Annotated in this window: 12 protein-coding genes; 6 read left to right on the top strand and 6 right to left on the bottom strand. The window is 63.2% G+C overall.

The genetic code is table 11. The annotated features are described in order from the left end of the window. The first annotated feature begins 78 nt into the window (after nucleotides 1–78). From JYA52_RS10850 to JYA52_RS10860, 3 genes are read left to right on the top strand one after another with little or no spacing between them, the layout of a single operon-like run. Nucleotides 79–900 carry an ECF transporter S component gene (locus tag JYA52_RS10850; RefSeq protein ID WP_205653197.1) on the top strand — a complete coding sequence of 274 codons (822 nt, stop codon included), beginning with the start codon at nucleotides 79–81 and terminating at the stop codon, nucleotides 898–900. Nucleotides 901–904: 4 nt separating this feature from the next. Further along, nucleotides 905–1,663 (top strand): energy-coupling factor transporter transmembrane component T family protein, encoded by a 759-nt coding sequence (locus tag JYA52_RS10855; protein WP_205653198.1) that lies wholly within the window; start codon nucleotides 905–907, stop codon nucleotides 1,661–1,663. Then, entirely contained in the window at nucleotides 1,660–3,252 is a 1,593-nt protein-coding gene (locus tag JYA52_RS10860; RefSeq protein WP_240460205.1) for an ABC transporter ATP-binding protein, read from the top strand. The genes JYA52_RS10855 and JYA52_RS10860 overlap by 4 nt, the downstream gene beginning before the upstream one ends. Here JYA52_RS10860 and JYA52_RS10865 read toward each other — a convergent pair. Next, a complete protein-coding gene (locus JYA52_RS10865; RefSeq protein WP_205653199.1) occupies nucleotides 3,249–4,244 on the bottom strand; it encodes a LacI family DNA-binding transcriptional regulator in 996 nt (331 codons plus the stop codon). The genes JYA52_RS10860 and JYA52_RS10865 overlap by 4 nt on opposite strands. A gap of 129 nt (nucleotides 4,245–4,373) precedes the next feature. Here JYA52_RS10865 and JYA52_RS10870 point away from each other — a divergent pair, with 129 nt between their 5' ends. Both JYA52_RS10870 and JYA52_RS10875 read left to right on the top strand, forming a co-directional pair. After that, nucleotides 4,374–5,495, top strand: a complete 1,122-nt coding sequence (locus JYA52_RS10870) for a Gfo/Idh/MocA family oxidoreductase (protein WP_205653200.1) — start codon at nucleotides 4,374–4,376, stop codon at nucleotides 5,493–5,495. Next, complete coding sequence (locus tag JYA52_RS10875) at nucleotides 5,492–6,283, top strand: TIM barrel protein (RefSeq protein ID WP_205653201.1); 792 nt, start codon at nucleotides 5,492–5,494, stop codon at nucleotides 6,281–6,283. Before JYA52_RS10870 ends, JYA52_RS10875 begins: the two co-directional genes overlap by 4 nt. 42 nt (nucleotides 6,284–6,325) lie before the next feature. On the opposite strand, the gene JYA52_RS10880 is transcribed toward JYA52_RS10875, so the two are convergent. From JYA52_RS10880 to JYA52_RS10900, 5 genes are all read right to left on the bottom strand, one after another. Continuing rightward, nucleotides 6,326–7,033, bottom strand: coding sequence for an ATP-binding cassette domain-containing protein (locus tag JYA52_RS10880; protein ID WP_205653202.1), 708 nt, complete (start codon nucleotides 7,031–7,033; stop codon nucleotides 6,326–6,328). Between the two features lie 52 nt (nucleotides 7,034–7,085). Further along, nucleotides 7,086–9,095 carry a DUF1430 domain-containing protein gene (locus tag JYA52_RS10885; RefSeq protein ID WP_205653203.1) on the bottom strand — a complete coding sequence of 670 codons (2,010 nt, stop codon included), beginning with the start codon at nucleotides 9,093–9,095 and terminating at the stop codon, nucleotides 7,086–7,088. 150 nt (nucleotides 9,096–9,245) lie between these two features. Continuing rightward, on the bottom strand, nucleotides 9,246–9,557 hold the full coding sequence (locus tag JYA52_RS10890) for a lactococcin 972 family bacteriocin (RefSeq protein ID WP_205653204.1): 312 nt from the start codon (nucleotides 9,555–9,557) through the stop codon (nucleotides 9,246–9,248). A gap of 416 nt (nucleotides 9,558–9,973) precedes the next feature. Further along, nucleotides 9,974–10,204, bottom strand: a complete 231-nt coding sequence (locus JYA52_RS10895) for a cold-shock protein (RefSeq protein ID WP_205653205.1) — start codon at nucleotides 10,202–10,204, stop codon at nucleotides 9,974–9,976. 58 nt (nucleotides 10,205–10,262) lie between these two features. Continuing rightward, the gene (locus JYA52_RS10900; protein WP_205653206.1) at nucleotides 10,263–10,529 is read right to left on the bottom strand and encodes a GNAT family protein; all 267 of its coding nucleotides are present in this window, start codon (nucleotides 10,527–10,529) and stop codon (nucleotides 10,263–10,265) included. 413 nt (nucleotides 10,530–10,942) lie between these two features. Here JYA52_RS10900 and JYA52_RS10905 point away from each other — a divergent pair, with 413 nt between their 5' ends. Beyond that, the gene (locus tag JYA52_RS10905) at nucleotides 10,943–11,584 is read left to right on the top strand and encodes a hypothetical protein (RefSeq protein ID WP_205653207.1); all 642 of its coding nucleotides are present in this window, start codon (nucleotides 10,943–10,945) and stop codon (nucleotides 11,582–11,584) included. The last annotated feature ends 83 nt before the right edge of the window (nucleotides 11,585–11,667 follow it).

Here is an 11,667-nt window from a genome sequence, read left to right on the forward strand (position 1 = left end):
ACATAGGCGCCAGATTTCGCGCACGCGGAAGATCACGCCACGGGGCGGGGCCCGCCGTCATCAGCCTAAGGATCCACCATGTCACAGCCTTCCCTCACCCTCCCCACCCCAGGACAGCAGGAGGGACGAAACCGCCGGCTGCTTGAACTGCTCGGCGCCGCCGCGATCGCGGCCACGTTCCTCTTCCTCGTCCTCACCCAGCCTGCCGACATCGCCGGCGGACTTGGAAGCGTCTCTGCACTCGTTGCCCTGGGCGGGTTCCTGCTCGGCGCGGCTCTGCTGATTGTGGGCGTGCTGCCCACGCTGCCCACGTCCACCGTGGTTCTGATGCCCGTGGCGCTGGTCCTGAACATCGTCCTCGGACAGCTCATGGGAACCAGCGGGCTGCCCTTCTACTTCGACGCGATCGGCACCGTGCTGATCGCCGTCCTCGCGGGCCCCGCAGCCGGGGCCGCCACCGGTGCCCTGAGCAGCATCGTCTGGTCCTTCATCAACCCCACGGTGCTTCCCTTTGCCGCAGGAGCCGCGCTGATCGGTTTCCTCGCAGGCACCGCGGCACGCTACGGGCTCTTCCGCCGCTTTTACCTCGCCCCGGTTGCCGGCTTTGCCACCGGAATCCTGGCCGGTGTGGTGTCGGCCCCCATCGCGGCCTTCGTATTTGGCGGAACCTCCGGGGCCGGAACAGGGGCAATCGTCAGCGCCTTCCGCGCCATGGGCGATACTCTGCTTGCCGCCATCACCAAACAGGCGCTGATCTCGGACCCCATGGACAAGGCCATCGTGTTCGCCATTGCCGCCATGCTCGTTTACGCCCTTCCCCGCCGCACCACCTTCCAGTTCCCATTCGTGCGCCGCTGCAACGTCCTGGCAGGCAAGAAACCGGTCCAGAAGGACTCCTGAAAAGGTGGTCCCGCGGCTCAATCCACTCACCCTGCTGGCCGCGGCCGCCGCCGTCCTGGTCATGACGACGGCGGCATCCAGTTGGGCGGTGTCCCTCACGGTTGCTTCCGGTGCTGTGGCGCTGGCGGCGGCCCTCGGCCGCGCGCGCCGCGTCCTGCTCGCCGGCGGCGCCATCCTGGCGCCGTTCTGGCTCTCACTGCTGGTGATGCATGGCCTCTTTTACCCCGAGGGCCGCACCGTGCTCGCGGGGTGGGGTCCGGCCAGGGTTACCGCCGAGGGCATTGGCTTTGCGTTCGACATGGGGCTGCGCACCTCCGCCTTCGTCCTCGTGCTGATGCTGTTCTCTTTCAGCGTCAGGGTGCCGGACCTGGTGGCGGCGCTGGCCACCCTCCGTCTGCCGCCACAGTTCGGCTACGTCCTGGCCTCGACCCTGATGCTGGCTCCCATCATTGCCGTACGCCTCCATACGGTGCGCCAGGCCCAGGAATCGCGCGGGCTCGTGGTGGAGAAGGGGCTGGGAAGCCGCCTGAAGGCAGTGCGGCTGCAAATGGTGCCGCTGGTGCTGGGCCTGGTCCACGATGCCGGAACCCGCGCGCAGGCGCTTGACGCTAGGGGCTTCCGGCGCGCCGGCCCCAGGACCAGTTACCGTGAGGTTCACGATTCAGCTGCCCAGCGGTTTTTCCGATGGGCTATCCTCCTGCTCGCCGGGGCAGCGGTGGTCCTCCGGATCGTGGCATCCGCGTCCGGCGGAGGCCCTGCATGAGCAGGCAGGAGATGAGCGGACGGAACACGAGTGGACAGAACGCAGCCCGGACAACTCTGTGCGCGGCCATCGAAGGGTTCACTTTCCACGGCGGCTCCGGGCCTGCGCTGCGGGGGGTTGAGATCGAGATCACCCCGGGATCGCTGACTGCGGTGCTTGGGGGTTCCGGGAGCGGCAAGTCGACGCTGGGACGACTGCTCGCCGCCTGGCTGGCGGGAGGGCGCGATGGCGTGCTCAGGGGGACTCTGCAGCTGGCGGCCGGAGGGCGCCAGGGCGAGGGCTGCCCGCTGGTGTTTTCGGGTACAGGCGATGACCCCCGGATTGACTCCGCTGCCTGGGCAGACCACGTGGGGTACGTGCCGCAGGATGCTGCGGCCATGCTTTCTGCGGTCCGCGGCACGGTGGAGGAGGAGTTGGCCTTCGGGCTCGAGAACCGCGGCACGGCGCGGTCCGAGATGACCAGGATCGTGGCTGAGACCGCCCGCCGGACCGGCCTTACCGCGCTCCTGGAACGTGACCCGGCAACGCTCTCCGGGGGAGAGCTGCGGCGCCTCGCCATCGGCTGTGCCATAGTTACGGGGCCGGGCGTCCTGATCCTCGACGAACCGCTGGCGTCCCTGGACCCTGCAGGGGAGCGGACCGTGATGGAGCTCGTCAGGGACGTGCGGGGCCGAGGTGCGGCCGTGGTGGTCTTAAGCCAGCACGCCGATGGGCTCACGCGGCAGGCCACGCACTGGCTGGTCCTGGAAGACGGTGCGGCCACGGCGGCCGGGCCTCCGGACCGGCTGCTGGCCGGCGGCTCGCTGGCCAGTTCCGGCGTTGTTGTGGGTGGGCCGCCTGTCCTGCCCGCAGCCGGGGCTGGCTCCCGGCCGGTCGCGGCGGCCGCGCCGGCTGCTGCGTCCGGCCCGGCCCCTGCCCCGGGCTTACCGCCTGCCCTGCAGCTGGAAGGCGTGTCGTTCGGCTTCGATGCCAACGATCCCGGCTCTCCGCTCCTGCTGAAGAACATCAACCTGGACGTGCGCCCCGGCGAAATTGTGGCGGTGACCGGTCCGAACGGCGCCGGCAAATCGACCCTGCTGCGACTGTTCAATGGTCTGCTCAGGCCGCTGCGCGGCAATGTCCGGGTGGCCGGCAAGGGGATCGCGGGCGTTCCGACGGGCGTCGTCGCCGAGCGGCTCGGCCTGCTGTTCCAGCATCCCCACGACCAATTGTTCGAACGGACAGTGCAGCGGGAGGTGATCTTCGGGCTGGAGCGGCTGTTCGGGCAGCACGCATCGGCGAAGGCCGCTGCGGCGCTGGCCGAGGTGGGGCTCGACGCGTCGGGCGGCGTCCATCCGCACGAACTGTCCGGTTCAGGCCAGCGCCTGCTGGCGCTGGCCACTGTCCTGGCCCGCGAGCCGGCAGTGCTTGCCCTGGATGAACCCACGGTCGCGCTGGACGCCCATGGCCTGGACCGGCTGACCGCTGCTATCACAGCGGCAGCCGGCCGCGGCGCCGCCGTCGTCCTGGTGACCCATGACCTGGCCTTCGCGCGGGCGCACGCCCATAGGACGGTGGAGCTTAAGGACGGAGCCTTGGTGGGCTGCTAGGTGGTCCGGGGAGGGGCCGTGGTTTTGCGGACAACGAGATGCGGCGTTCTGACGACGTGGGCGGGCTCCTTCGCTCCTTCGACGCGGTCCACAGCCTGCTTGACCGCTGTTGCAGCGAGCAACGGCGCGTCCTGGCTGATGGAGGACAGCTGCATGTAGCTGAGCCGGGCAAACTGGCTGTCGTCGTATCCGAGCACGGAGACGTCGTCGGGTATTTTCAGCCCGTCGGCACGAAAGCCTTCGATCAAGCCGAGGGCAGACCTGTCGTTGAAGGCGACGACGGCTGACGGGAGATCCGCGCGCAGGGACCGGGAGGCCGTTAGGCCGTCCTCTTCGGTGGGTCCGCCCGGGATGATCTTGGCCTCCAGGCCGTGCCGCTCCATCTCAGTGCGGAAGGCGGCCCGGCGCTGGTCGGCGGAAACGGCGGTGCCGCCGTCGACATGGACGATGCTCCGGTGGCCGAGGCCGGCCAGATGGTCCACCGCAATGCGGATACCGGCATGGTCGTCGCTGCTGACGGAGTCCACCAGGTCGCCCACGTCGTTCCGGAGGAGGCTCACCACGGGCACCTGGCGGGCATATCGCTCCAGCTCCTGGCTGCTGAGTGTCGGGGAAATCATGATGAGTGCCTCCGAGCCGACGTCGAGCAGGGACTCAATGGCGCGGGTCTCGGGGCGGCCGTGGGCGACCGCGCTCAGCGCGATTTCATACCCGCGCGCCGTGGCCTCAGCATAGGCGGCGTCCACGATTTCGGCATGAAAGGGATGGGCGCTGAAGAAACTCAGGCCCAGGAGCCTGGTGCGGCTACTGCGCAGCAGGCGTGCCCGGCTGTCGGGCCGGTAGCCGAGTTCCCGTGCCGCCTCCAGGACCTTTTGCCGCGTTGATTCCGCGGCACCCGGCGCACCGCGCATGACGATGGACACCAGTGCCCGCGAGACACCGGCTGCCCGGGCAACGTCCATGAGCGTCGGGCGCCGCTGCTGTTCCGCCATCTTCCTCCTACTGTCCAAATCATTCTATAGAACGATCTAGACAGCGCTGCGGTGCCATGCAAACATAGTTTCACTAGAACGATCTAGACACCCACTGACACCAATTCCGCATCAACCCCGGGAGTATCCATGAGTTACCTTCAGCATCCGGTCAGCGCAGACCGGCCGGCCCGCATCGCCCTCCTTGGTGCAGGCTGGATTGGAAGTTTCCACGCCGAGTCTGTGGCCCAGCGAGTTCCTGGCGCCCGACTGGAAGCCATTGCAGATCCCTCGCTGCCCGCCGTGGAAGCGCTTGCCGGCAGGCTTGGAGTTGCCAAAATCAGCGGCGATTCCGCCGATGTGTTCAATGATCCGGACGTGGATGCCGTATTGATCGCGGCCCCGGCACGGTTCCACTCGACCCTGATCGCGGCCGCGGCCCGGGCCGGGAAGGACGTGTTCTGCGAAAAGCCGGGCGGGCGCACCATCGGAGAACTGGACGCGGCGATGGAGGCAGCGGAGGCCGCCGGGATCATCGTTCAGTTTGGCTTCAACCGGCGCTACGCCACGGACTTTGCCGCGGCACGGAAGCTGATTGACGACGGCGCCGTGGGAACCCCACAGCTCCTGCGGTCACTGACGCGCGATCCGGGCACGTCAGCCGGCATAGCCAATCCGGAGCGCATCCCGCCCGGAACGATCTTCCTGGAGACCCTGATCCATGACTTCGACACGCTGAACTGGCTGAACCCCGGCGCCGTTCCCGTCCGCGTGCACGCCGTGGCAGACGCCCTGGTGGCTCCCGAGGCCAAAGACAGAGGGCTGCTGGACACGGCCGTCGTCACCGTGACCTACAGCAACGGGGCGATTGCGGTGGCGGAAGCGAACTTCAACGCACTCTACGGCTACGACGTGCGCGGTGAAGTGTTCGGCTCCGCCGGCATGGTGACGGCCGGCGGCCCACAGGCCACCAGTGCAACGAGCTACACCGCGGCCGGCACCGGTTCCGCCACGGTCCGTCTGAATGTGGACCTCTTCCACGATGCCTACACGTCGGAAGTAGCTGACTTCGCCGAAGCGGTGAAAGCCCGCCGCGACGGGGCCAATGCGCCAGCCAAGGCAGGCCCGGGATGGGCAGATGCCCGGAATGCCCTGGCGCTTGCCCTGGCCGCGGCCCGGTCGGCCGAGACCGGGCAGCCTGTCGAGGTGTCATCGGTTGCGGAGCTGCGGGCAGCCGAGCCGGAACTGCACTTTGTGGGGGACGCCGTATGAGCTTCCGGCTGGCTGTCTGCGCCGAGATGGTTTACGGCGAACTTCCCCTGGCTGAACGGGTTCACCGGATCCATGGGCAGGGCTTCGAGGTGGAGCTCTGGGATACCCGCGGCCGCGATATCGGTGCACTTGCCGCCACCGGTGCCCGGTTCTCCTCGATGAGCGGCTACTTCGGCGGCAGCCTCATAGATCCGGATGGCGCCCATGAGGTGCTGGCCTCCGCCGAGAAGCTCATCCCGACGGCCGTGGAACTCGGCGCTGAGCGGATGGTGGTTCACCCGGCCGAGCTGGGAGAGGGAGGCAGGGCGGTCCGGCCGCTTCACCGCTCCACGGGCGAGATGTGGCTGACCGGACTGCGCACGCTTGAGCGCCTCGGTGAGTTGGGCGGGAAGCATGGTGTGACGTTTGCCTTGGAGAACCTGAACACCGTCCTGGACCATCCGGGCATACCGCTGGCGCGCGCCAAGGACACCCTGGCGCTCGTCTCGGCCGTGGACCATCCGAACGTGAAGATGATGCTTGACCTCTATCACGCCCAGATCGGGGAGGGGAATCTGATCGAACTCGTGCGGGCTGCCCTGCCCTGGATCGGAGAGGTGCAGGTGGCGGACGTTCCCGGCCGGTTCGAACCCGGCACAGGGGAGATCAACTACCGTGCAGTCGCCTTGGCGCTGAAGGATGCCGGGTATTCGGGCGTCATTGGCCTGGAAGCCGGTGCCTCCGGCGGCCAAGGCGTGGAAGCAGGGGACATCGCCCTCGCTGCGTTCCGGTCTGCTTTCGACGTCTGACCGGCCGGCGGCGAGTCTTGATCTTGCAAACCGTGCGCTGCTTTACAACGCGTGAACCGGGCGTGCGGTTGTATCTTCGAGGCTGCTGTCGGTAAGGCGCAGCTCAGTATGACAGGCGACAAGGAGACGGGGGTCGTGCGTCGAGATCATGACCGCGGCCCCCGTTTCGCACTTTTCGAGCAGGAGCTCGATCAGCAGGCCTGCGTTGTGGTCGTCTAAAGCCGAGGTCGGTTCGTCGGCGAGAATGACCTGCGCGTCCTTCAGCAGTAGGCGCGCAAGGGCAACCCTTTGTTGTTCGCCACCGCTTAGCGAATAGACGGCTTTGCCCAGGATGTCGCCCAAACCCACTCGATCGAGCACCTGGAGCATTTTCCTGCGCTTTGTCTCCTTGTTCTGGTGAGAGTGCTCCAAGGGCACCTGAAGGTTTCTGTCCACGGTCCAGGACTCAATCAGCGCGTAGTTCTGAAAAAGAAATCCGACGGATTCACGGAAGAACCTCCGGCGCTGGCCGCCCTTCATATGTCCCAGGTTGGTGCCGGCAACGATGAGGTCTCCGCTGTCAATGGATTCGAGGGCACCCACGCAGTTAAGCAGTGTGGTCTTGCCCGAGCCGCTTTGGCCTCGGACCGCCATCATCTCGCCGCTGCGGACGCCAAATGTCAACCCCGACCAGAGGTTCCGTTCCTTGAAGTTCTTCGCAATCTCCGTTGCCTCAACAATCGGTGGTGCGCTTTCTGGCTTGAAATTCATCTCATCTCCATATGGTGCATGGGCGGTTCTTTTGCCGTTGGTGATCTGAGGCTCAGCGGGCAAAGCGTTCGTAGAGCGCCTTCTGCTGTCGTCCGGTGAGTGCGACAGTTGCCAGCATGAACAATGCAATGGCGCAAAGGCACATGTAAAAGCTTGGCAGCGACGTCACGGCGCGTAGGAGAATCTCAGCAGCGAGCACGCCACCCGCAATGAGCCCTGTAAGGAGGAAGTATTCGGCGTGCATGGATGCAAATCTCTTGCCGTGGACTGCCTCAATGAACAACCTTTGACGATTTCTTTCGAAGTAGACCCGGGTCAAAACCACACCTACGATCAGAAGCATTGTTACGAACAGCAGAAGGCTCACCGCAAGGATCCTGGCCTTGAGCAGCCTGTCGTTGCGTTCTGCCATGGCCCTGTCGCTCACAGAATCGATGGATGTTACGTGCCTTTCAATCGCCGCACCAGCCAGTGCTTTTTGCAGGATCGATGTATCCCTGAACAATATGGCACCACTTGAAGCGGCTGAAAGGTAAAAGTCGTTGGAGAGGATGCCGGAACTCGCCGGGACCACAGCTATCACGGGATCTACCTGCGAAATCTGAGTCTGGGAGAAATTCGATCCGTAATTGAAAATTTCCTGGCCCGGCGCCGTTTCGATGACTGATATCTGTGGCGCCCGGGATTCTTCCTTGGTTCCCTCCAAGGAACGTTGGAATTCGGCCCAGTCCGTATACTCGCCAACGATGGCCGGAATCTGCCCCTTTAGTTGCTGGGGAATCAACAGATAAATCCGTCCAGAGGTCTCTGGAAGGTGCTCGATCCGTCCACCTTGGCTGGACTCGACGTGCTGCTCGCGCAGGAAGCGGTTGTTCACAACGAGGCTGTTTCCCGTGTACGGTCCATGACCTGCAGGTCCTTCAGAGGAAAGACTCGCAGGCTTGGCAACAACCAATCTGTCATTTTGTTCCTCGGTTCGTGCAACCTCACCAAATCGGGACGTGATCGCTTGAAGATCTTCAGGCGTATTTGTTCCGGAAAATCTCACCGTAACGAAGCCCTGCGCTTCAAGCCATTGGGCATCGAACCGGGCGTCACGCGTGATGGAAGCAGCCGTTTGGACACCGGCCGAGATCGTTGGATAACAGACGGCAAGCGTCATTACCTGGGCTGCTACGGAGACCACAGTCAAATAGAGGAGTGGCTTTCTGCCCTTGATGATTTCGGACGTGGGCCAGCGAGCCATGATAAGAAAGGTGGCTGTTTGGCCAACAAGGATTGCAACTACGCCACCGAGCAGCAGAAGCCCTACGGTGTAGAAATACTCGGCGCCCTGGGTCAGCTGGTTGTAGAAGTAGAGGCCCGTAAGCAGGGCAGCGCCACAGGCCAGGATGACCGACATGTAGAGTTTCGCCGTCGTAAAGTACTCATCCAATATGGCAGTCAGCCGGTTCCAGCCGTGGATGTACCTGATCGAGCACACCGCGTAGCGACGGCTCGCGTAGAAGGCCGATGCCAGCAACAACGCCACCAGGGTAGCGATCAGCACCGGCCCTGAGGACGTCTCACCGAACAAAACATTGCCGAAGATCATCGAGTTCGGCACTCGTTCAAGGGATGCCCCGATGCCAGCCTTTTGGAGGTCTTTGAGCAGTGGCGCGAAAGTCGCAACATCGACGTCGGAGGCGTACAGCCCACGCATATCTTGAGTCGTGATTTCGGAGTGGGGGAGGAGAACCGTCGAGAAGGACTTGCTGAAAGACGGATACTTCCACGTCTCCGAGTCCCCGATGAAGGCCGATTCGTCACCCACGAAGGCGAAGAGGATGCGGCCGCTGTCGACGCGTGCGGGATCAGGCGAGATCTTGTAGATATTCTGTTTATGATCCACGGCGAGCGTCTGAATAGCGTCGATGACTGAAGCTTTCGACGCATTAGCTGCTATTTCATTTACTCGGAAAACGGTATTGGTTCCGACCGGAAACTGATTGTCCGCTGTTTCCTGGTATGCGAAAGCAATAGCTGCGCTCACGAACGCATACGCAACAATTGCGAAGATCAAGATGCCAGTCCCGACACTGGTCTTCAACGCTCTAAATCCCAAAGGTCCACGTTCCGTTCTGGCATTTCATTTTGCAAAGCGGTCGTTCTGTGCCGACGGAGAAATGCCGGCACAGAACGATTGCCTATCGTTTAGAAGCTTCGCCTGTGGCTAGGAGACGTTGTAGTAAGCAGTGTTGCCGCCCCAGGTCGCCTGACGACCGGCCTTTGACCAATACCCCGCCGGCACCCATCCGGACTGAGTGCAAGCAGATGCGCTGCACGCTGTGCTGTGGTGCACTCGCGAAGGGTGGTGATAGTTCGACCAGGTATTCATGACCCAGTAGTCCACTCCGTAATCCCAGGTTCCGCCCTGCGACGGGTAGACGATGGTGGCGTTGGCCACCGCGCCTCCGCCAAGAGCCAGCCCGGCCGCAACGCCAGCTGTGGCCAGCGAAAGCGCGATTTTTCGTCCAACTTTCATGTCAAGCCTTTCTTTGTTCTGCTTACTTTGGACAAGGGAGGACTACTTATCTATAACTTGCAATGATTAAGCGGTGCTCTGGTCGCGTGCAGCAGAACCGGCCGAATTCAAGAGAGCGCACCAAGTGCTGGCCGACAAACCATCGATCTCGAACATTCAAATCCCCCCAATTTGTTCCAGATATCGTGATCGTAGCAGACGATTGGCAAAATACAATGCTTCTTAATCCAGCAACTTTACTAAGAGGTCTCACTGGTTCTGATTAGTTACCGTCCGCTCCTTAATCCGGATCTTAATCGCACGCTTATTAATGTGATGCGCATACTTTGTCAAGTCAAAAGGCGCTGCGCAGATCGATGCCTAGGTGCACGAAGTCTTGCAGGTGCGCCGGCCGCCTTTGTTCCGCTATAGGTTCGCTAGTAGCGCTCGACGCGGTCGGCAACGAGGGAGAATTCGTCCTGCTGCGCCTCGTGCCAAGTGAGCATCACGTGCTCGCCTGGAACAAGTTCAAGAAACTCATTCGCCCTCGGAACGACGCAAGAAAAATGGGCGAAGCACTCTGCTGCCACGCCCTCGATTGTGATCGACCCCCACCCTTCTTCGCGGTGCCAGGTCTTCACCGTTCCCTTGCTCAGGGGCTCATCCATGTCACCGACCATATCCACTTGGCAGGAACTGGACGCGGCGTTCGTACAGGTAGTTCTGCTACCAGTTCCAGAGCGGGAGCGTCGTCTCGATGTAGCCATCGTCTCCGACGTCGGAGAAGCCGGCGACCTCGTCCCCGATGGTGGCTACGAAGGTATTGAGCAACTTCCTTGCGGAGTTCCATTGGTTGATGTCGCGTTCATCTGGCCGTGCCCAAGCGGCGATCTGCTCCGCTGAGTAGTGCGCCGAAGCAGTTTCCGTCACCGCTGCCAGGAACACGCTCAGAGTCGCCTGGGCATCGGCTTCGGCGTGGGGACGGATCTCCATACCCTGATCCATCACGCCATGCGGAGATTGGAGTGAGATTGCCGTCCACGCACCTGACCATCAAACTTCGCGAAACGGCGAAAAAGCAGATGCGGAGCGTATTGCCGGTTGCCTTCGGCGGAGCTTGACGAGTGGCGACGTATCCATCATTTAGCCCCAGAAGTTGAAGCCGGCTCCGGCGCGGGTATGAAGAATTCTTTGCTCTGACTGTAACTCCTGGCCGTGTCCCGGAAACTTAGCTATCGAGCGGGACGTTCAGCCCGCCGTCAAGAAGATTTGGGGGAGATACACAAATGAATGCCAATCGCGCAGGATATTGCACGGCCGTCACAATGGCGGGTTTTGCCGTCAGCCTCGTCCTTGCCGGATGTGCGCCACAGACAGGGGCCGGTCCTGCCGCCAGTGTCCCGAACATGACCATCAGCGACACAGCCGAATCCACGCGGATGCCAGCTTTTGCACCGGTTTCCATGGCAGCGACGGTGGCACGCGCCACCACTGCGCTGCCAGCATTGGTGGTGTCCGCAACATCGGCGAAGCCCGCAGCTCGGGCGCTGAAGACCTTCACATTCCCGGATGGGCACATCTCCTTCGCCTATCCGGCAACGTGGACGGTGCGAACCGTACTCCCACCCGCCGGCGTTCCCGGCGTTGAAGCGATCGTCGCGGACGGTGCCGGCAACGACCTGCTCTCGTTGGGCAATGGCTTCACCGCCGGTTGTGCCGGCGGTCCCGTGTCGCGTCGAGTGTTCGATCAAGTGGCGGTTCCGGGCATGACTGCACCGGACGGCACGGAGCCCGTTTTCGGGTTCGCCGTGGAATCCTATGGCGACGGCGATGCCTACTTCATGGGGCTGAGCGATCCCCGGTCCCTGGAACAAGGCGAGAGGGTCCCATCATGGTGCAGTCTCGTGTCAACAGGCAATGGCGGCCTGAGCACCCGTGTTCTTTTCAACGACCCCGGGTTCCCGAACAGGGGCGCAGCCAGAGCCTGGATGGCAACCGACCAATACGCCCAACTCAAAGCGCTGCTGGTTAGCCTGACGTACGCCTAAGGGCCGCTACCGATGGGTTGGACACCCTTACGGACCTTGCCGGAACCGTGACAGCGCTGATGGGCGGCGCGGTCCCGTCACGC

Origin of the sequence: Arthrobacter pascens, from assembly GCF_017052465.1 — a bacterium.
GTDB classification, from domain to species: Bacteria; Actinomycetota; Actinomycetes; order Actinomycetales; family Micrococcaceae; genus Arthrobacter; species Arthrobacter pascens.

Bases quoted from the DNA above. Each gene is read 5' to 3' on its own strand.
- JYA52_RS10850 (WP_205653197.1), top strand. From the start codon at position 79: ATGTCACAGCCTTCCCTCACCCTCCCCACCCCAGGACAGCAGGAGGGA.
- JYA52_RS10860 (WP_240460205.1), top strand. From the start codon at position 1,660: ATGAGCAGGCAGGAGATGAGCGGACGGAACACGAGTGGACAGAACGCA.
- JYA52_RS10865 (WP_205653199.1), bottom strand. From the start codon at position 4,244: ATGGCGGAACAGCAGCGGCGCCCGACGCTCATGGACGTTGCCCGGGCA.
- JYA52_RS10870 (WP_205653200.1), top strand. From the start codon at position 4,374: ATGAGTTACCTTCAGCATCCGGTCAGCGCAGACCGGCCGGCCCGCATC.
- JYA52_RS10875 (WP_205653201.1), top strand. From the start codon at position 5,492: ATGAGCTTCCGGCTGGCTGTCTGCGCCGAGATGGTTTACGGCGAACTT.
- JYA52_RS10880 (WP_205653202.1), bottom strand. From the start codon at position 7,033: ATGAATTTCAAGCCAGAAAGCGCACCACCGATTGTTGAGGCAACGGAG.
- JYA52_RS10890 (WP_205653204.1), bottom strand. From the start codon at position 9,557: ATGAAAGTTGGACGAAAAATCGCGCTTTCGCTGGCCACAGCTGGCGTT.
- JYA52_RS10895 (WP_205653205.1), bottom strand. From the start codon at position 10,204: ATGGATGAGCCCCTGAGCAAGGGAACGGTGAAGACCTGGCACCGCGAA.
- JYA52_RS10900 (WP_205653206.1), bottom strand. From the start codon at position 10,529: ATGGAGATCCGTCCCCACGCCGAAGCCGATGCCCAGGCGACTCTGAGC.
- JYA52_RS10905 (WP_205653207.1), top strand. From the start codon at position 10,943: ATGACCATCAGCGACACAGCCGAATCCACGCGGATGCCAGCTTTTGCA.